Annotated in this window: 18 protein-coding genes; 9 read left to right on the plus strand and 9 right to left on the minus strand. The window is 53.2% G+C overall.

What is annotated here, in order from left to right; genetic code table 11:
• The 4 genes from EHN13_RS08215 to EHN13_RS08230 form a co-directional block, all read right to left on the minus strand.
• The gene (locus EHN13_RS08215; RefSeq protein WP_048211598.1) at positions 1 to 231 is read right to left on the minus strand and encodes a DUF2554 family protein; all 231 of its coding nucleotides are present in this window, start codon (positions 229 to 231) and stop codon (positions 1 to 3) included.
• A gap of 189 nt (positions 232 to 420) precedes the next feature.
• Positions 421 to 546 (minus strand): DUF2474 domain-containing protein, encoded by a 126-nt coding sequence (locus EHN13_RS08220; RefSeq protein ID WP_124021191.1) that lies wholly within the window; start codon positions 544 to 546, stop codon positions 421 to 423.
• Positions 546 to 1556 carry a cytochrome d ubiquinol oxidase subunit II gene (cydB, locus tag EHN13_RS08225; RefSeq protein WP_101742157.1) on the minus strand — a complete coding sequence of 337 codons (1011 nt, stop codon included), beginning with the start codon at positions 1554 to 1556 and terminating at the stop codon, positions 546 to 548. The genes EHN13_RS08220 and cydB overlap by 1 nt, the downstream gene beginning before the upstream one ends.
• Positions 1556 to 2959 (minus strand): cytochrome ubiquinol oxidase subunit I, encoded by a 1404-nt coding sequence (locus tag EHN13_RS08230; RefSeq protein ID WP_115643373.1) that lies wholly within the window; start codon positions 2957 to 2959, stop codon positions 1556 to 1558. The genes cydB and EHN13_RS08230 overlap by 1 nt, the downstream gene beginning before the upstream one ends.
• Before the next feature lie 125 nt (positions 2960 to 3084).
• Between EHN13_RS08230 and EHN13_RS08235 the strand changes: the two genes are divergently transcribed.
• The 7 genes from EHN13_RS08235 to patD all read left to right on the plus strand — a co-directional run bounded on the left by EHN13_RS08235 (position 3085) and on the right by patD (position 10476).
• Positions 3085 to 3276, plus strand: a complete 192-nt coding sequence (locus EHN13_RS08235; RefSeq protein WP_185963983.1) for a hypothetical protein — start codon at positions 3085 to 3087, stop codon at positions 3274 to 3276.
• A 92-nt stretch (positions 3277 to 3368) separates the two neighbouring features.
• Positions 3369 to 4778, plus strand: a complete 1410-nt coding sequence (locus tag EHN13_RS08240) for an aminotransferase-like domain-containing protein (protein WP_061067941.1) — start codon at positions 3369 to 3371, stop codon at positions 4776 to 4778.
• A 329-nt stretch (positions 4779 to 5107) separates the two neighbouring features.
• Positions 5108 to 6253 carry a putative ABC transporter substrate-binding protein YdcS gene (gene ydcS / locus EHN13_RS08245; RefSeq protein ID WP_124021192.1) on the plus strand — a complete coding sequence of 382 codons (1146 nt, stop codon included), beginning with the start codon at positions 5108 to 5110 and terminating at the stop codon, positions 6251 to 6253.
• 16 nt (positions 6254 to 6269) lie between these two features.
• Positions 6270 to 7286 carry an ABC transporter ATP-binding protein gene (locus EHN13_RS08250; RefSeq protein WP_048211603.1) on the plus strand — a complete coding sequence of 339 codons (1017 nt, stop codon included), beginning with the start codon at positions 6270 to 6272 and terminating at the stop codon, positions 7284 to 7286.
• The gene (locus EHN13_RS08255; protein ID WP_101742159.1) at positions 7287 to 8231 is read left to right on the plus strand and encodes an ABC transporter permease; all 945 of its coding nucleotides are present in this window, start codon (positions 7287 to 7289) and stop codon (positions 8229 to 8231) included. It begins immediately after the preceding gene.
• The gene (locus EHN13_RS08260) at positions 8221 to 9027 is read left to right on the plus strand and encodes an ABC transporter permease (protein ID WP_005126751.1); all 807 of its coding nucleotides are present in this window, start codon (positions 8221 to 8223) and stop codon (positions 9025 to 9027) included. The genes EHN13_RS08255 and EHN13_RS08260 overlap by 11 nt, the downstream gene beginning before the upstream one ends.
• Positions 9028 to 9048: 21 nt before the next feature.
• Positions 9049 to 10476 (plus strand): aminobutyraldehyde dehydrogenase, encoded by a 1428-nt coding sequence (gene patD / locus EHN13_RS08265; RefSeq protein ID WP_061067939.1) that lies wholly within the window; start codon positions 9049 to 9051, stop codon positions 10474 to 10476.
• Positions 10477 to 10665: 189 nt separating this feature from the next.
• Here patD and EHN13_RS08270 read toward each other — a convergent pair whose 3' ends face one another.
• Positions 10666 to 11793 carry a multidrug effflux MFS transporter gene (locus EHN13_RS08270; RefSeq protein WP_061067938.1) on the minus strand — a complete coding sequence of 376 codons (1128 nt, stop codon included), beginning with the start codon at positions 11791 to 11793 and terminating at the stop codon, positions 10666 to 10668.
• A gap of 100 nt (positions 11794 to 11893) precedes the next feature.
• Between EHN13_RS08270 and EHN13_RS08275 the strand changes: the two genes are divergently transcribed.
• Complete coding sequence (locus EHN13_RS08275; protein WP_086523845.1) at positions 11894 to 12676, plus strand: AraC family transcriptional regulator; 783 nt, start codon at positions 11894 to 11896, stop codon at positions 12674 to 12676.
• A gap of 121 nt (positions 12677 to 12797) precedes the next feature.
• Here the strand turns inward: EHN13_RS08275 and yncL are convergent, their stop codons facing one another.
• Positions 12798 to 12893 (minus strand): stress response membrane protein YncL, encoded by a 96-nt coding sequence (gene yncL, locus EHN13_RS08280; RefSeq protein ID WP_071828932.1) that lies wholly within the window; start codon positions 12891 to 12893, stop codon positions 12798 to 12800.
• A gap of 192 nt (positions 12894 to 13085) precedes the next feature.
• Between yncL and EHN13_RS08285 the strand changes: the two genes are divergently transcribed.
• A complete protein-coding gene (locus EHN13_RS08285; protein WP_075551376.1) occupies positions 13086 to 13259 on the plus strand; it encodes a GhoT/OrtT family toxin in 174 nt (57 codons plus the stop codon).
• A gap of 19 nt (positions 13260 to 13278) precedes the next feature.
• On the opposite strand, the gene EHN13_RS08290 is transcribed toward EHN13_RS08285, so the two are convergent.
• The 3 genes from EHN13_RS08290 to EHN13_RS08300 are packed head-to-tail and all read right to left on the minus strand — an operon-like array spanning position 13279 to position 19728.
• The gene (locus EHN13_RS08290; RefSeq protein ID WP_124021193.1) at positions 13279 to 15438 is read right to left on the minus strand and encodes a virulence factor SrfC family protein; all 2160 of its coding nucleotides are present in this window, start codon (positions 15436 to 15438) and stop codon (positions 13279 to 13281) included.
• Entirely contained in the window at positions 15435 to 18413 is a 2979-nt protein-coding gene (locus EHN13_RS08295) for a virulence factor SrfB (RefSeq protein ID WP_124021194.1), read from the minus strand. Before EHN13_RS08295 ends, EHN13_RS08290 begins: the two co-directional genes overlap by 4 nt.
• A gap of 4 nt (positions 18414 to 18417) precedes the next feature.
• Positions 18418 to 19728 (minus strand): SrfA family protein, encoded by a 1311-nt coding sequence (locus tag EHN13_RS08300; RefSeq protein WP_124021195.1) that lies wholly within the window; start codon positions 19726 to 19728, stop codon positions 18418 to 18420.
• Positions 19729 to 19878 lie beyond the last annotated feature (150 nt).

Here is a 19878-nt window from a genome sequence, read left to right on the forward strand (position 1 = left end):
TTAACTCATATGGATATCGGGTTTGCGTGATTTCTGCCAGTGGTGGTGCTCGCGAAGATCGGCGGCGGATTCTTCCGCCGTTACTCGCAGCTCATCGCTGTCGGCCGTGTGTCGTAATAGGTGATCGGCATCCTGCACCTGAAGATATTCATGTCCCTGATTAGTAGCGAAAAGCTGACCCGAAAAAAGCGCGCTGGCCAGCAATAACACCGTTAACCCTTTCTTAAACATCATGCACCCTCTGGTACGTTAGCTGCGGAATTGGCGATAATTTCGTCAGGTGACTATTCAATATTTTAATCGGGTTAATGGCAATCTCTGTTTTGCCAATTCGATGTTTTTTACATTTTTGTTTAGTCAACGTTAGGATTTGTTAAAACCGGGAAGCGCAGCGCGACCCGGTTGTTACCGGGGGGAAAATCAGGACTTAAATCCCGCCGCCGTCATCAGTAAGCGAAAGAACATACCGACGGCGGCCAGAGCCAATACGCTTCCCCCCCACAGGATCACCAACCACATCAGACGTTTCCAGATTGATTGTTCCATCAATGATACCCCTCACCATGTTGAACTTTGCCGCGGAAAACGTAGTAACTCCAGAAGGTGTACACCAGGATTATCGGGATAATCAGCAGTGCGCCCACCAACATAAAGCCCTGACTTTGCGCCGGAGCCGCCGCCTGCCAAAGGGTAATAGACGGTGGAATGATGTGTGGCCAGATACTGATCCCCAACCCGCTGAAACCGAGAAAAATTAAACCCAGCGTCAATATAAATGGCGGGGCATGGCTATGCTGCTGGCCCAGAGAACGCCACAGCCACAGGCTCATTAGCGCAACCAGCAGCGGCACCGGCATCAGGAACCACAGATTTGGCAGGCTAAACCAACGATCGGCAATGGCACTGTGCGCCAGCGGCGTCCACAGGCTGATAATGGCAATGACAGCCAACATCGCCAGCAGCAGTTTTTTTGCCACACTGCGCATTTTATCCTGTAGCGGGTTTTCGCTTTTCATCACCAGCCATGTTGCCCCCAGCAGGGCGTAGGCCACCACCAGTCCCAGCCCGCAAAACAACGTGAAAGGCGTTAACCAGTCAAACGGACTGCCGCTGTAGCTGCGGCCAGTGACGGAAAATCCGTTGAGTACCGCGCCCACGACCACTCCCTGGGTAAACGTGGCAAGAATTGAACCGCCCAGAAAGGCTTTATCCCAGAATGGTCGATGCGCCGGCGTGGCCTTGAAGCGAAACTCAAAGGCAACGCCGCGAAAAATCAGGCCAATCAGCATCAGGGTGAGTGGGATCGTCAGTGCATCGACAATGACTGCATAGGCCAGAGGAAATGCGCCAAACAATCCTGCACCGCCCAGCACCAGCCAGGTTTCATTCCCATCCCATACCGGTGCGACGCTGTTGACCATCACGTCGCGGTCATCAGCGTCCTGAATAGCGGGAAATAAAATACCGATCCCGAGATCAAAGCCGTCCATCACGATATACATCAGCGTGGCGAACACGATAATAACGAACCAGATAACTGATAAATCAATACCCATTAGCGATGTGCCTCAGCTTGAGAATCGAGGACGGCAGCGGAAAGCGGCCGTGCGGGTGTGCCAGCTGGCGGGAGGGTCGGATCATCTTCCTGTGGTCCTTTACGGATCAGGCGAATCATGTAGCTATAACCCACACCGAAGACCGAGCTGTAAACCACAAAGAAAGCCAGCAGGCTGATGCTCATATGCAAATCACCATGTGCGGAAACCGCATCCGCTGTGCGTTGCAAACCGTAAACCACCCACGGCTGACGGCCAACTTCAGTGGTCACCCAGCCAGCGAGGATGGCAATCAGACCGGAAGGGCCCATCCACAAGGCAAAGCGCAAGAAAGCGCGCGAGGTGTATAAACGCTGCTTATAACGTAGCCACAGGGCAAACGCACCCAACAGGATCATCAGCATGCCTAGCCCCGCCATAATGCGAAACGACCAGAACACCATGGTGGAGTTGGGCCTGTCTTCTTTAGGAAACTCTTTCAGGGCCGGGACCTGTTTATCCAGACTATGGGTCAGGATCAGACTGCCCAGCGCCGGAATTTCCAGCCCATAGCGAGTGCGCTCCTGCTCCATATCCGGCCAGCCGAACAGTAGCAACGGAGTCGGTTCGCCGGGCGGATTTTCCCAGTGTCCTTCAATCGCGGCAATTTTTGCCGGCTGGTGCTTCAGCGTATTCAACCCGTGCATATCGCCAATCAATGCCTGCAGCGGGGCGACGATCAGCGTCATCCACAGCGCCATCGAAAACATGGCGCGAATAGCCGGAGTGTTATTCCCACGTAATAAATGCCATGCCCCTGATGCTGCGACAAACAGCGCACTGCTCAGGAAAGCGGCAACGGACATATGCAACAAACGATATGGGAATGAAGGGTTGAAAATAACGGCGAACCAGTCGACGGGAACGACCTGTCCATTGACGATTTCATAGCCCTGTGGAGTCTGCATCCAGCTGTTGGAGGCCAGTATCCAGAAGGTAGAAATAATTGTCCCCAGCGCAACCATGCAAGTTGCAAAGAAGTGCAGGCCTGCCCCCACACGGTTCCAGCCAAACAGCATTACGCCGAGGAAGCCTGCTTCGAGGAAGAAGGCGGTTAACACTTCATAGGTCAGCAGCGGCCCGGTGATGCTCCCGGCAAACTCAGAAAAACCGCTCCAGTTAGTGCCGAACTGATAAGCCATCACCAGCCCGGACACTACGCCCATACCAAAGTTTACGGCGAAGATTTTCGACCAGAAATGATACAGCGAACGCCAGGTCGGATTTTTGGTTTTCAACCAGAGACCTTCCAGTACCGCCAGATAGCTGGCAAGACCGATAGTAATGGCCGGAAAAATGATGTGAAAGGACACCGTAAACGCGAACTGGATCCTCGCCAGGTGAAACGCGTCAAGACCGAACATGCTTAACTCCGCAGGCAAAATTGATTTGGCGCAATTCTAAGCCCCTGGCGAAATGTGGGGCAGAAACAGAACAGTTCTTTTTAACCATAACAGTTGTGCTGCCGTTATAGGTCGCACGATCTGATATGCAATCTGGTCCCGCATTTGAATTTTACTTCGACGATAATGGGTTTATCCCGTGGTCTGCGGTGATTGACGGTGCTGATGACTATGTGAACATCACCTGTTTATTCGCCTTAAAGCACACCCCGAAAATTGATGCTGTACAGATAGCTGCCCGGGCCTCAGGCAAAGAGCTTTCGCTAACGATGTTGTAAAACTGTTAACTATAACAGTTCTGAAAAAATCGTTATTTATGTAGACTGATATATACAGAGGTTGTCACCGATACCGAATATCAGGACGAAAAATGAAGAAATACCAGCGACTGGCGGAGCAAATTCGCGATCAAATCGCGTCTGGCGTATGGCAACCAGGCGATCGGTTGCCCTCTTTGCGCGAGCAGGTGGCAAGCAGCGGGATGAGTTTTATGACCGTGGGGCATGCCTACCAACTGCTGGAAAGTCAGGGGCGGATCATCGCCCGGCCGCAGTCGGGCTATTATGTTGCCGCGCGCCCCGAACGCGAAGCCGCCGTACCGCAGGTACAGGTCATGCGCGATGAGGCCGTGGATATCAACACCTACATCTTTGACATGCTGCAGGCCAGTCGTGATGCTTCCGTGATGCCGTTTGCATCCGCTTTCCCCGATCCACGCTTATTTCCGCTTCAGCAGCTTAATCGCTCGCTGGCTCAGGTGAGTAAAACGGCTACCGCCATGAGTGTTATCGAAAACCTGCCGCCAGGAAATGATGAACTGCGTCATGCTATTGCCCGTCGATATGCGCAACAGGGAATGACCCTTTCTCCGGATGAAATTGTGATCACCACTGGCGCACTTGAAGCGCTTAACCTGAGCCTGCAGGCGGTCACTGAGCCGGGGGATTGGGTGATTGTCGAAAATCCGTGTTTTTACGGCGCATTACAGGCTCTGGAGCGATTGCGCCTGAAGGCGTTGTCCGTTGCCACCGACGTGAAGGACGGAATCGACCTTGTCGCACTGGAGCAGGCCCTACAGGAGTACCCGGTCAAAGCCTGCTGGCTGATGACCAACAGCCAAAATCCGTTGGGTTTTACACTCAGCGCACGGAAAAAAGCCCATCTGGTCGCATTACTGGAAAAATACAATGTGATGCTGATTGAAGATGATGTTTACAGCGAACTCTATTTTGGCCGGGAGAAACCACTGCCGGCTAAAGCGTGGGATCGAGGAGACAGGGTGTTGCACTGTTCATCTTTCTCGAAATGTCTGGTCCCCGGATTTCGCATCGGTTGGGTTGCTGCCGGGAAACATGCCCGTCGTATTCAGCGACTCCAGTTGATGAGCACCTTATCCACCAGTTCCCCAATGCAGCTTGCGTTGGTGGACTACCTGTCGACCCGGCGTTATGACGCGCATTTGCGACGGCTGCGTCGTCAGCTGGCGGAACGCAAACAGCAGGCCTGGCAAACGTTGCTGCGTCATCTTCCGGCAGAGGTCAAAATACACCATAACGACAGCGGCTATTTTCTGTGGCTCGAACTGCCAGAACCGCTGGATGCGGGAGAACTCAGCACCCAGGCGCTGGCGCACCACATCAGCATCGCACCAGGTAAGATGTTTTCAACCTCGGGGACATGGTCACGTTTCTTTCGTTTTAATACCGCATGGCACTGGGGTGAACGCGAAGAACAGGCGGTTAAACAGCTTGGAAAATTAATTCGCGAGATGATGAAATAAAACTGAATGTGCTATTCAATATAAAAGAATAGCGCATTCTTATTTTAGAAATAGTGAATGTTAAACCCTGATGTTATTTATATCAGGTGCCACCATACGAAATATCAATAGTTCTTCCTGGTGCCACCCTGGCACTTAACTCCTTGTCTATACTCCAGAAGATTAAATTACTTTGCTATAACCCGTGGCGTAATGAGCGTTAGCTCACAACCTGATTAAATTTCCTTGCACCAGCAGGAACGCTTTCAACACCCCGACTATTTTTAGGAAAGGACATATATTTACGGCAAGGCTGCCGCTCAATATTTTTTCGACAGGAGTAAGACGTTATGAGCAAGCAATTTGCCCTCAGTAGCTTGTGTGTACTCAGTATGACGCTGATGACAGCCCATGCAGCCGAACCCCCAACATCATTAGATAAACCGGAAGGGCGCCTGGATATTATTGCCTGGCCAGGTTATATCGAACGCGGACAAACCGATAAACAATATGACTGGGTTTCGCAGTTTGAGAAGGAAACCGGTTGTGCCGTCAATGTTAAAACAGCGGCCACATCAGACGAAATGGTGAGCCTGATGGCGAAAGGCGGCTATGACCTGGTGACGGCTTCTGGTGATGCTTCACTGCGTCTGATTATGGGCAAACGTGTCCAGCCTATAAATCCTGCGCTTATCCCAAACTGGAAAACTATCGATCCGCGCGTGGTCAAAGGGGAATGGTTTAACGTCGGTGGGAAAGTTTACGGCACTCCTTATCAATGGGGTCCCAACTTGCTGATGTATAACACCAAAACCTTCCCAACGCCGCCAGATAGTTGGAAAGTGGTGTTCGTCGAGCAAAAACTTGAGGACGGAAAAAGCAATAAAGGACGAGTCCAGGCGTACGATGGCCCGATCTATATCGCCGATGCGGCGCTGTTCGTCAAAGCCACTCAACCGCAGTTGGGTATCACCGATCCCTATCAGCTCACCGAGAAACAGTATCAGGCGGTCATCAAAGTCCTGAGCGATCAGCACGCACTGATTCATCGCTACTGGCATGACACCACTGTGCAAATGAGTGACTTCAAAAACGAAGGTGTGGTGGCATCAAGCGCCTGGCCTTATCAGGCTAACGCCCTGAAAGCAGAAGGCCAGCCAATCGCCACGGTTTTCCCGAAAGAGGGCGTCACCGGTTGGGCTGACACCACCATGCTGCATAGCGAAGCAAAACATCCTGTTTGTGCTTACAAATGGATGAACTGGTCATTAACCCCGAAAGTTCAGGGCGACGTCGCAGCCTGGTTTGGATCTCTGCCGGTAGTCCCTGAAGGTTGTAAAGCCAGCCCGCTGCTGGGCGAAAAAGGCTGTGAAACCAACGGCTATAGCTATTTCGACAAAATTGCTTTCTGGAAAACGCCAATCGCAGAAGGTGGAAAATTCGTTCCTTACAGTCGCTGGACGCAGGATTACATCGCCATTATGGGCGGTCGTTAATTCCGCTGGGGGTTTTATGACGTACGCAGTGGAGTTTCATAATGTCTCGCGTCTGTACGGGGATGTTCGTGCAGTTGATGGGGTAAGTATTGCAATTAATGATGGTGAGTTTTTCTCTATGCTGGGGCCATCCGGCTCCGGCAAAACGACCTGTCTGCGCATGATTGCAGGGTTTGAGCAGCTTTCGGGCGGTTCAATTAAAATTTTTGGTAAGCAAGCCAGTGAATTACCGCCCTGGGAACGGGACGTCAATACGGTATTTCAGGATTACGCACTATTCCCGCATATGTCGATTCTCGACAACGTGGCTTATGGGCTGATGGTGAAAGGCATTGATAAAAAGCAGCGTCATGCCAGGGCACGCGAAGCGTTAGATAAGGTTGCGCTCGGCTTTGTCTATGAGCGCAAGCCATCACAACTCTCTGGTGGACAGCGTCAGCGTGTAGCGATTGCCCGTGCGTTGGTCAATGAGCCTCGCGTCCTGCTGTTGGATGAGCCACTTGGCGCGTTGGATCTCAAGCTACGCGAACAGATGCAACTGGAGCTGAAAAAACTCCAGCAGTCTCTCGGTATCACCTTTATTTTTGTCACCCACGATCAGGGTGAGGCGCTGTCGATGTCCGATCGTGTGGCGGTATTTAACAATGGTCGTATCGAGCAGGTGGATTCACCGCGAGAACTCTACATGCGTCCGCGCACGCCGTTTGTGGCGAGTTTTGTAGGTACGTCAAACGTCTTTGACGAAGCGATGTCGGCAAACGTCTGTGGCTTACAGGGGATGTTCTCGCTGCGCCCGGAACACATTCGGTTAAATGATATGGCGGGCGAGGTTCAGGCTCGGGGTGTCATTCAGGCGGTGCAGTACCAGGGGGCGGCGACGCGTTTTGAACTGAAACTTGCCGGTGGTGAAAAGTTGCTGGTGAGCCAGGCGAACCTGACGGGAGAAATGCTGCCGTCGGCGCTGTCGCCGGGTCAGCAGGTGATGGCATCGTGGTCACGCGATGTCATGGTTCCGCTGGTAGAGGAGAGGTGAATGGCTATGAACGTCATACATTCGCCAGCACAGTCGACAAAGCTGAACCGTATCTCGGGGTTCTTCTGGCGTAATCCAGGGCTTGGGCTGTTTTTGCTACTGCTCGGGCCGCTGATGTGGTTTGGCATCGTCTACTTTGGATCGTTGCTGACGCTGTTGTGGCAAGGTTTTTACACCTTCGACGATTTCACTATGTCGGTGACGCCAGACCTGACGCTGGCGAATCTGCAGGCGCTGTTTAATCCGGCTAATTACGACATCATTGTGCGAACGTTGACAATGGCGGTAGCGGTGACGATTGCCAGCGCCATTCTGGCGTTCCCGATGGCATGGTATATGGCGCGCTATACCAGTGGCAAAATGAAAGCCTTTTTTTACATTGCCGTCATGTTGCCGATGTGGGCGAGCTATATCGTCAAAGCCTATGCGTGGACGCTGCTGTTAGCGAAAGACGGCGTGGCGCAGTGGTTTCTAACCCATCTCGGGCTGGAGCCACTGTTGACCGCTTTCCTCACCTTGCCGGCTGTCGGCGGTAATACGCTGTCAACATCGGGATTAGGGCGCTTTTTGGTTTTTGTCTACATCTGGCTTCCCTTTATGATCCTGCCGGTTCAGGCTGCTCTGGAACGGCTTCCGCCCTCGCTTTTGCAGGCATCGGCCGATCTGGGCGCGCGTCCTCGTCAAACCTTCCGCTATGTGGTTTTCCCGCTGGCAATACCCGGTATAGCCGCCGGTTCGATCTTTACTTTTTCACTGACGCTGGGTGACTTTATTGTGCCGCAACTGGTGGGACCGCCGGGATATTTCATCGGCAACATGGTGTATTCGCAACAAGGGGCTATCGGCAATATGCCAATGGCGGCGGCATTCACTCTGGTGCCCATTGTTTTAATTGCACTGTATCTGGCGTTCGTGAAGCGTCTGGGAGCTTTCGATGCACTCTGAACGCGCACCCTGGTTACTCAAACTGGCAGCATGGGGAGGGGTTCTTTTTCTGCACTTTCCCATCCTCATCATCGGCACCTATGCTTTTAATACAGAGGAGGCTGCTTTTAGTTTTCCGCCTCAGGGACTGACATTACGTTGGTTTAGCGTGGCGGCGCAGCGTAGCGATATTCTTGAATCAGTGACGTTGTCACTTAAGATTGCCGCGTTGTCGACAGCAATCGCTCTGGTACTGGGTACGCTGGCGGCGGCTGCGCTGTGGCGCAGGGACTTTTTCGGTAAAAGCGCAATATCGCTGTTGCTGCTGTTGCCGATTGCGCTGCCGGGCATTATTACCGGCCTGGCACTGCTGACGGCATTTAAGACCATCAACCTGGAACCGGGTTTTCTCACGATCGTGGTGGGGCATGCGACGTTTTGCGTGGTGGTTGTCTTTAACAACGTCGTGGCGCGTTTTCGCCGTACCTCATGGAGTCTGGTTGAAGCGTCTATGGATCTTGGCGCCAACGGCTGGCAAACCTTTCGTTATGTCGTGCTGCCCAATCTGGCATCAGCACTGCTGGCGGGGGGCATGCTGGCGTTTGCCTTGTCGTTTGATGAAATCATCGTGACAACGTTCACCGCCGGACATGAAAGAACACTTCCGCTGTGGCTGCTCAATCAACTGGGTCGCCCACGAGATGTGCCTGTTACCAACGTTGTGGCATTGCTGGTAATGCTGGTAACAACACTGCCAATTTTAGGGGCCTGGTGGCTAACGCGTGAAGGCGACACCGTCGCCGGAAACGGTAAATAAACGACGATATGGGAAATTGCTATGCAACATCAATTACTGATTAACGGTGAGCTGGTCAGCGGTGAAGGTGAAAAGCAACCAGTTTATAACCCTGCCACTGGTGAACTTATTCTGGAGATTGCTGAGGCGTCAGCCGCGCAGGTTGATGCCGCAGTGCGCGCGGCAGACAATGCGTTTGCCTCCTGGGGCCAAACCACGCCGAAAGTGCGTTCGGAGCTGTTGTTAAAGCTGGCGGACACCATTGCAGATAATGCACAGACCTTCGCTGAGCTGGAATCGCTTAACTGCGGTAAACCACTACATTGTGTGCTTAATGATGAAATTCCGGCCATCGTGGACGTTTTCCGTTTCTTCGCGGGGGCTGCGCGCACCCTGCAAGGACAGGCCGCTGGGGAGTATCTGGAAGGGCATACCTCCATGATTCGTCGCGATCCGCTGGGTGTGGTGGCCTCCATCGCGCCGTGGAACTACCCGCTGATGATGGCGGCATGGAAGCTGGCTCCAGCGCTGGCCGCCGGTAACTGCGTGGTGATTAAACCTTCAGAAATTACCCCGCTGACGGCGCTTAAACTGGCGGAATATGCGAAAGATATTTACCCGGCAGGCGTGATTAACGTCCTGTTTGGTCGTGGTAAAACAGTGGGCGATCCGCTGACCGGCCATGAAAAAGTACGTATGGTTTCACTGACCGGCTCCATTGTGACCGGGGAACATATTATCCAGCATACTGCGCCTTCGATTAAACGCACGCATATGGAACTGGGCGGGAAAGCCCCGGTGATTATTTTTGATGATGCGGACCTTGATGCGGTGGTCAGTGGTGTACGGACCTTTGGGTATTACAACGCCGGACAGGATTGCACTGCTGCCTGTCGAATATACGCGCAAAAAGGCATCTATGATGCGTTGGTCGAAAAACTCGGCGCTGCAGTTGCCAGCCTGAAAATCGGCGCACCGAATGATGAAACGACAGAACTGGGACCGTTAAGCTCACAGGCGCATCTTGACAGGGTAGCTAAAGCGGTCGATGACGCGAAAGCGCTCGGACACATTAAGGTCATCACCGGCGGCAAAAAAGTGGAGGGTTCAGGCTACTATTTTGCGCCAACGTTGCTGGCGGGCGCGAAACAGGAAGATGCTATCGTGCAGCGTGAGGTCTTTGGCCCGGTGGTCAGTGTTACCGTCTTTGAAGATGAAGATCAGGTCCTGGCGTGGGCCAATGATTCGAAGTATGGACTGGCCTCGTCAGTCTGGACGCGGGATGTTGGTCGCGCGCACCGACTGAGTGCCCGCCTGCAGTATGGTTGCACCTGGGTCAATACGCACTTCACGCTGGTTAGCGAGATGCCCCACGGCGGGCAAAAACAGTCTGGGTATGGCAAGGATATGTCGGTTTACGGGCTGGAAGATTACACGATTGTTCGCCATGTCATGATCAAGCATGAGTAATATCTTAAGCGCGAGCGGTAAATGGGGCACGGATAGCTAAATATTGGTAAACGTGTGTCTATACTATTCGCGCCACTGGCCTCGTCGCCATCGGACGGCGGTAAGTTGGAAATATCCGCGAGGTCAGGCTAATTTGCACACCATCAGGCCCCGGCACAATGTCGGGGCCTGATTATTTAGGTGATTGTTCTAACGACGGCACAGGCTACATAGCCAGGCGATGAACGCACAGATAGTCAGAACCAGTCCCAGTTGCTGCATGATACCCGCTAACCCTAACATCATTCCCAGTAACAGGTAGTAGCATAATCCGAACAGAGCACCTGCGGCCCCGGCCTGTTCACGATAGTGATGCAGAGCCTGACTCAACACATTGGGGATCGCGATGCCATAGGCAACAACAACCCCAACCACTGGCAACAGAATCCAGACTGAATGCTGTAGCCACCATGCCGCGAGACCAGACAGCAGAGCTAAAGCACAGGCATGGCGCACCAGATATCCCGATGACAAGCCGATCGTTAACAGCTTGCGATTCAGCAGGCTGCCTGACAGTGACGCGAGGGCAAGCAAGGATCCCGTCCAGCCAAATGCCCTGGAACTCCATCCTAACTGTCCGAAAAGAAACGGGGCCAGGCTGTAGTAGCTGAATAGCATAGTATTCAACAGAGCAACCAGCATGGCATTTTTCCACAGTGTACTGTCCCTCACCATCCGGGAGACCAGTCCCGTTAATTGTGGTCTGCGCGTAGTCTCCGGCCGTGTTTCCGGCAATAAGGCTGCGGTTAACATCAGTAGCAGTATCGCCAGCAATACCAGCGCAGTAAAAACGCCCGTATGGCCGTAAAGACTGACTAACCAACCCCCGCTCACCAGACCAAAAACCGGGCTGATTGCCAGTGCTGCGCCCATAATGGAAAAAATGCGGGACAGTGTTGTTGATTCATAACTGTCCCTCAACATAGTCTGCACCACAACAGACCCGGCGGCCGCGCCAATGGCTGATACCATACGGGCCAGCAGCAAGACGCTGAAATCAGTGGCAATAACCGCCATTACGGAACCCGCTCCGTAACAGAGAAGTCCAGCTACCATTGCCCACCGTCGTCCAATGCAGTCGCTAAGCCAGCCCCATAGCGCAACCCCCACGGCAAAGGCGACAAAATAAACGGAAAGTGTTTGAGCAGCACGTTCACTGCTTATTTGAAAAAACGTGGCGATATTTGGCAACGCCGGGCTGTAAATGGTTTCCACCAGTTGCGGAAACATAATCAGTAATGTGAGAAGCCACAAGGGCGGTCGATGGGTCATATTCATGGCAATATCCAAGAAGCAAAAAACTTGGGGGGATTATTGCTGAATAGAAAATGTCTTATTACCATTATCAGGACTTTATATATCAAATATCGGACAGATGATGAAAATTGCGCCTGATGATGTCTTCGACCCGGATGGTTTTAAGGAAACAGTAGTGGGTATTGCCTCTGATATGGGCGTACATGATTCAGGCCGGCACAGTCATCTTCGCCATCAGTTACTCTTTTCGGCGGCGGGGTGTATCACCATTGAACTGGAAAATACCCTGTGTCTGCTTCCGCCTCGCCGTGCGGTCTGGATCCCCGCGGGTACGGTTCACCGGGCCATCATGCGCGGGGTGATGGCTTATCGGTCATTATATTTTTCAACCATTCTGCCGCCGTTATCCGCATTGCCGCTACAGGTTGTCGAAGTGAACCCGCTCTTTTTTGAAGTCATAGAACGGATGGCATTCTGGCCCTGGCAAATGACAGAAACGCAGCAGGCCAGCCTCATCACTGTTTTTTGTGAGGAAATCAGGGCCGCACGCCGTGAAAACTGGACGTTGCAGTTTCCCTCTGATGTCCGCCTGAATCTGTGGCTGGAAGGGGTTCGAATGGGGACGTTACCGCCCCGACTGAATCAGTTGTCCCGCCTGGTCGGTGCCTGCGAACGGACAATCAGCCGCATCTTTATCAGAGATACAGGGATGAATTATCAGACCTGGCGGCAGCAATTCAGGCTGTTAAAAGCGATGGAGATGTTGGCGGAGGGTGACTCAATCAGCCAGGTGGCGCAACAGCTGGAATTTGTTAGCGACAGTGCTTTTATCGTGTTTTTTCGGCAGCTTACAGGTACGACACCGACCCGCTATCACGGGGGAATAATGCCGCAGAAGGATTAGGGGTGTTACATATTAAGGATAATTTACCGGGCAGTGGCGGAGTGGGAAGATCGTTTACTAATGGCAGAGAGAAGATTTTCTCTCTGCCAGCAGGCGCAGCAATTCATCAAAAAGAGTCACATCAAGCAAACCAGCCGAACCTTACGGAGATCAGGCTGAAAAGTCCTACAGCAGCAAATATATTTATCAGCACCACGGTCTTACTGGAAACATTCATTTTTGCCACCTTTCGTTTTTACCCCTTTGGGTATAGTACGGCTTATAGCTATCCGCAATAGTACGAAATCTGAACATATTGAAAGTGGGCTGTTATTTAGGCGGTTTTCTTAAATAAATGAATAAAACTTGATGTGGGTCATAAAAGAGAGCATATTGCGCGCGATTTTCTCTTCTGGCCTGGATGCCCTAAATGTCTCTGTACCAAAAAATGTTGTTTTTTTATGCGGTAATGGCTGCAATTGCGGCCATTACCACCTGGTTTCTGTCACGTGATAAAAAACGTATTCGCTTTCTGAGCGCGGTATTAGTCGGGGCGACATGGCCGATGAGCTTTCCCGTCGCACTCCTGTTTTCTCTTTTCTGATGGCGTTGTCAATGCCGTTTCAGGGGGCCAGCAGAGCGACTAATCGCAGTCTGTCGTCTTTGGTTACGTCCAGAGGATGCTGGTATCCCACGTTTTCATTCGCACGGGTGTACAACGCAACCAGCCAGTCGTAAACGTGTCGGCTTGCACCGTGCTGCGGCTGCTCATCCAATTGAGTCAGGCGCGACATCGGTTGTTGTACTGGCGCACTGAAAATAGCCGCACCCTTGAGGATCCTGCTGGCAGGGCGTTGATCCTCTGCAACGTTGGCGTAGCCGAGCCAGGTAATAAAATCACCGATATCGGCGTGTAACTGCGCCCCGCAGACATTCTCTCGCTGCATAATCTGCTGAAGGCGTTGAGGCATCTCCAGTCGATAGCTGGTAGTGATAAGAATGTCGGCTACCTGTCTAAGCGTTCGAGGATCAAGCCGCAATCGGCGCGCATTATTGTCATCACGACACCACTGACGCACATGGTTGATCCACATTTTGTGCGCCTGGTATCCGGTCTCTTTGCTTTCGGAAGCATGCGACGGTTCCCGGACGTCGGCAAACAGGTCAATCTCTTCATTAAAGAGTCCACTGACTTGTTCTTCACGTGGCTGCTGGATACGCAGCAACGACTCAAAGCAGCGCATCGGTGGTAGTAACCCCTCCAGGAGTTCACCATGCTTTGCTGCCTGGGCCTGAAGCTGGCGGATCACTGTCTCGCTGGAGTCTGGCACGCTTTCGCTGTCGTTAAGCCAGCTCATCAGCGCCTCACGAACACGCTGTTGATGCTGTTCATGCAGGGACGTTAATCGCGACTGGCGTTGTTGAGCGGATGTCGCTTGCGACAGCCATTCAGCAAGGCGCAACAGGCTGTGTTTATCCAGTGCCTGCAATGTTCCCCAGCGCAACCCAGGCTTGCCCATTAATTGCTGCACGGCCTCATCAAGGTTTTGCTGTGTGCTAAAACGAGCATCTTGTGGCGTAATGGCCCACACAACCCCCGGTAATGCCGCATCGTGTACGGGTTGGGTATCGTTGGCCCAGCTCATCAGCTTACGCGTGATGGCCGGTGTCTGCGAGCGTGAAGACACTGCGTTGCAGATCAGCAGGACATCGGGTTGCAGATGCTGGCGGTAATGTTCCAACATCCAGCCTAATTTGGCCCGCCACAGCGGGTTGGGGTGGGCATCCGGTGCGAGGGGAATATCGAGCAGGTCGACGTTTTCCAACACCGAGTCTTCGACAGTCAGCACCAGTTCACGCGTCAGCAGCGCCAGCGATTCCAGCGACAGACTGACCGCGTTAAGCAACTGATGGTTTGCAACAGGATGAACCACCACATCGCTTTGCGCGTCATTCCCGGTTAATGCGACCTGGGTCAGGAAGCTTTCGGCGGGCAAGCCAAAATGATCGACCAACAAACTCAGCGGTGCGGCTAGCTCGTGCGCCTGTCCGGTTTGTTGCAAAGTATGCGCTAATGCCAGCCATTGCTGCGTTAACTCTGGTTGTTCTCCCCACAACAGCGCCCAGGCGTGAGCGCGGGTGGTTAGATCCAGCGCCGGCAGCAATGTAGCAAATTGATGCCATAGCGCATCATCAATTTGCTGCTGGTTTGCAGGAACACAAGAGCGCCAGAAACGGCCGATGGCGGCTACGTCATGTGCCGTGATGCCCTGAACCGGATGACGTTGACGCAGCGTTTGCCATTTTGCTAACCGGGCTTCAATAATTGATTTTTCAACCTGGCGGCTGTCAGGCATTGCGCAAAACTGCGTGATAAACAGCTGTACCAGTTCCGCTTCACTCAGTAGGCGCAGACGCAGGGGCCACTCGCTATCAACGGGATTGTCTTCACGCGTAAAGCGGATCGCCATATTGGTCGGCGCATGGCCCGGATTGATATGCGAAAAATAATCAAAACTGCGATCCGGTGTAGCAATATTCAATTTCCCACTGGTGTTGCTGCACAGTGCGGACAACAGATGTGCTTTTGCTGGCTGTGAATGACCGTACAGACCCACACAGCCACGCGCTGAAAACGCCGTATTCAGCGCAGACTCAGTAACCGCGGCGATGGTGAGTTGAGCGAGCAGGGAATCCGCTTCATCATCAAGACGCGCTGCGCGCTGGCGTGTGTCATTCACCCATTCGATGGCGGCTTGTGCTGTGTTAAACATCTTACTCATTTCAGGTACACACTCCCGCTATCAATCCAGTAATGGCTGCCGCTATGGCGACGATCTGCCAGTGTATTCAGTTTTAACGTTAGGGCATTGGCGGCAACGGGCGTGCCATCCTGTAGCCAGGCATCACTGAGAACGAAATATTCCGGCCCTGTCTCTTTGCTGCCGCCGCGCAGTTGCAGCCGCACATTTAATACGCCGTCACCGGCAATCGTTTTTGCCAGCTCAGCAGAATTGATACTCAGCGTATACAGCGGGGTGGCTGGCCAGCGGCTGTTTGCTAACTGGCGAAAGCCCAGCGTCACGTTGCCGCGCAGCGGGAAGTGCAGACGGGTATCCAGTTTTGCTCCAGGTTTATCCAGATCAATGTCGTGATACCAGATATTCTCATCGCGCAACGTATTGACCGTATTATCCAGTACGCCAAGGTAGCGGACCGTCGAGTACGCGCCGATATCCGCAGCTTTAAAATTAAATCGCGGCAGGCGTAAATCCAGCGCCAGGCTACACAGCATCGCGCCAACGGCAGCGGTAGATTTTGGATTGCCGATACGCCCTTGCTGGCTGAACGGATACCACTCATGTACGCGATAGCTGTCCATCCAGATCATGCGGTTGACCGGAACGGGTTGCAGATGGCGGATTAGCGCCTGAACCCCCGGCAAACAGGCGGGTCTGCCAGTGACTAACAAAATATCGCAACGATAGTGGGAAATCGCTTCGCAAACGGCGTGCAGAGGGGATGTCAGGGTAAATTGCCCTGCCAGCAGCGCTTCGTGCAACTGCCTGAACTGTACCTGCAACGAAACGCTCAGCACATCAAAAGCCGGTGAACCAGGCGGTAAAGCATGATCGATAGCTTGCTGGATATAGTTCATCACATTGCGTGTCGGGCGCTGAGAAAGCAGTTCGCCAAAGGTGGCGTGCAACCCCGCTACGGGATCGTTAATATCGCTTTGCTCCCAGGCACTGAGCACCGCATGACCCAGTGGCATAAAGAGTTGCAACGCGGTTTGTTGTCGCAAAATAGCCTGAGTATCGATTCTCCCGGAATCACCAAACAGTGTGGCCAGCAGCGCGGCGGCATCGGTCACGCCAGCTTGTTGTAAGCGGGTTTGCAGGGCGGGCAGTATGCAGCGTTGTATGACATCCAACAACATGTCGTCCCCGGCGACTTTGAAGCCTTCACGGAACAGCAGATGCGGGGTGATTTTGACATTCGCCCCAACGCCGTCATCCAGTTGATAATGGACCACGGCCATATCCGTCGTGCCGCCGCCAATATCGATGGAGGCGACGCGCAGTGCACGACCTTTAACTTCACCGGGTTCTGGCTGGCGGTCCGGACGGGCGAGGGCGTTAAAGAACGATTCTGTGTGCCCGTCATAGTGTGAAATCGCTTCGTTATACAGCCAAACCAACTGTCCGCAGCTGGCCTCATCCCACTCCATCTGGATCTCAGGTACGGGAACAACGCTCTTTTCTTGCTGTTTGCGGGTGGTGAAATCTTCGTCCTGCGGGTGCCAGCCCATTGCTTTCCAGACCAGCGCAATGGCTTCAAACATACGCAGACGGAAGATCTCTCGCTCCTGTTTTGGCATGGCTGACGGCAGAGTGAGGATCAGCGTGCGCAACTGGCGTGGAGAGGCCGGGAACCCGAGGCGCAGCCGCGTCGCTACGCTGTTAATTTGTCCCAGCGCCTGGGCCAGAATCTCGCACAACATATGCGTCATCAGCGTGCTGCGGCTGTATTGTGGTGAGAACACCGGCAGCCGGTCATCTTGCGGCAGGCTGAACAGCGGCTGACCGTCATCGTTCATCAGATTCATCAGTGGGAAGGCGGTAGCCAGCGGCTCGCGCTGCGTTTTACTGTTCATCTGGCTAAAGCGCCAGTCGTGTAAAACGGGGGTTTCATCCCATAAATACCGGCGTGGGCTGGAGATCCCACTACTGCCTTCCGTTCCCATACGCTGCATCGCCAGCTTACGGGCTTCATCCCCAACGCGGACAATCGACGGCCAGATAAAGGCATCATCGCGGCCACTCTCAACGGAGAAATGTTGCTTACCAAAGCGCGCCTCGGAAAACTCCAGTCGGCTGGTGAACAGGGGATCGTTGAGGAACTGTGGTTCACTTAATGAACGCACCTGCAATTCAGCCGTCTGACGCAAACCGTCATTCGCATCGCCATGATCTTCAATCAACACGCCGCAGGTATGGGTATTGCCAATATCCAGAATCAGATCGACAGGAATCGCGGGCGTGCTGAGCGTATGGGTCACCAGCTTCACTTCCGGGACGGAAAGTTGTTCGCCTAACAGGGTCAACAAATTCAGCCAGTGCGCCTGGTATTCAAAGTTGCGTAGAGCTTGTTGGATCTCCTGCTCTGAACGGTTTTCTTGCTGTGTGACGTGCTGCAAAAAGGACTCGCGTAGCCAGCCATCAATCCACGTCTGGTCGAGGAAATCTGCGATCTCATTATCGTGCCAGGCCAGCGCAAATCGCGTGCCATTCAGCAGATCGTTCTCATTGGGCGTCAATGCTGCCGGGGCTTCAGTCAACTGACTGTCCAGCGCCACCGTGACACGGTGAGTATTGCCGGCACTGTCCGGCTGTGCGAGTTTTCGCACCTGGACGCGCGCCCAGTTATCCGGGCCTTCAACAAATGTGCGGGGCGGGTTAAAACGCAGGAACGGCAGCGGCAACCAGACACCGTCAAGTACGTCCAGAGAATAATGCAGCGTCTGCGTGCTTTCCGGTTTCACTACTTCGGGTTGGCCACCGGTATTACCCGGCAGGGTATAGCGTCCCGACGCCAGATCAAAATCCAGACGCAGTAGCGGACCGTTTGCCGTTTTGCGAACAAAACGACCGTGGTGCGCAGATTCCTGTGGTGTCAGCCCAAAATCCAGAAATTGCACACCGCTATTGGCGATGAGCGTTACGCTCTGTTTGTAATCACACAGATTCACCAACATAAAATCAGGCACCTATCTTTTTGATCGTCAAAGGGATTTCCGCGTGTTCGTCATAACGTGCGGTACAAGCTGCGACGTCGTTTGTTCCTGCTTTGCAGGTGATTTCAGGCATTGGGTAACGCGAACCGTCCGTGCAACGGGCATTCCCGCGACTCTTAATCATTAATTCGCCCGATTGATGCAGACCAGAGAAAATTTCGGCGCGGCAAACGATATTGTCGCCATGCACGACGCGCGCAGTGCCCTTATTGGCCTGGATCTGATAGCGCAGCGATGGGGCTTTACCGCTGACCGGATCTTTTATATCGACCAGCACACGCCAGTTGCCGTTAAGAAAACGTGTTGTACCTGCCTTCATCTGGTTGGCATCCATTACCAGCGCATCTTTCGGGATGGCGGCTATCACCACCGGTCCTTCTACGGGCTTCTCTTTTTTCACTGGTGGAATAACGTCAGCCCGATGCAGCGGCAGCGAAGGTGTTAGTTCAGGCAGCGGATTACTGTCTACCTTTGCAACGTCAATGGAGGCAACCGCAGGTGCGGGAGATTCCGTGTGTTGTTTCCACAATAGCGGCCCTGCAATGGCGGCAATCACTGCAGCAGCAACGGGCAGGCTCCACAGCGGCAGGCGTCGCGTAGGCTTACGCTGTACTGGCGGCGGCGCAATCTCTGGCTCACTTGCAATGACCAGGGGTTGTGGTTCGGGGTCAGCGGGTTTCGGTAGCTCAATAGCTGTTGTCAGCAGCGGGGTATCGGCCTCGGCGAAAGTGATTTCCGCCGGGATTTCTTCGACTTCCGGCTCCGGTTCAGGTGCCAATACAACCGGGGGAACGTCGGTATGACGCAGGCAATCGAGTACATCGTCACGGGTGTTTTCATTCAGATTGACGAAGCCCCAGAACGTAATGACGGGCTTGCCATCAACCAGGAACACGTGGTTCTCACCTGGAAACTGGATGGCTTTGTCGAGAAGTGAACCAAACAGTTGCAGAGAAGTTTTTCCCGATTGCAGGCTTTTCCGGCTCAGTGCAGCGGCATTCTCCAGCGTACTGGACAGATAGCGCAGAGCCCGAAAACGCGCATCTTCATCAGCGGCTTTCCACGCGACAGCCTTTCCTTCAACCGGGGAATACCAGTCCACCCGATCGCCACTGTCGTTAACTTGTGGTATTGCCAGACAGTCCGCCATCGCCTGTTGTTTACGCAGACGAAGCGTTTCACGAATTTGTAGTGCTGAATCAAACACGGCCTGACCACCGCCACCCACGGCCTGATAGTCATCCAAATTGCCGCTGCGCAAGAGAGTTTTTGCCACGTAATTGCCCCTTAGACTTCTTCACACATCTACTTTACGGGGAATAAAAGTAAGCAAACGTTGGAAGAGAGGCAAAAAGGGGCGAATTTTCATGGCATAGAGTATTGGGAAAAATCTTGACGTTTTGAAAAAGACTTAAGGTAAATTATT

This window comes from Citrobacter youngae, from assembly GCF_003818115.1.
Taxonomy (GTDB): Bacteria; Pseudomonadota; Gammaproteobacteria; order Enterobacterales; family Enterobacteriaceae; genus Citrobacter; species Citrobacter youngae.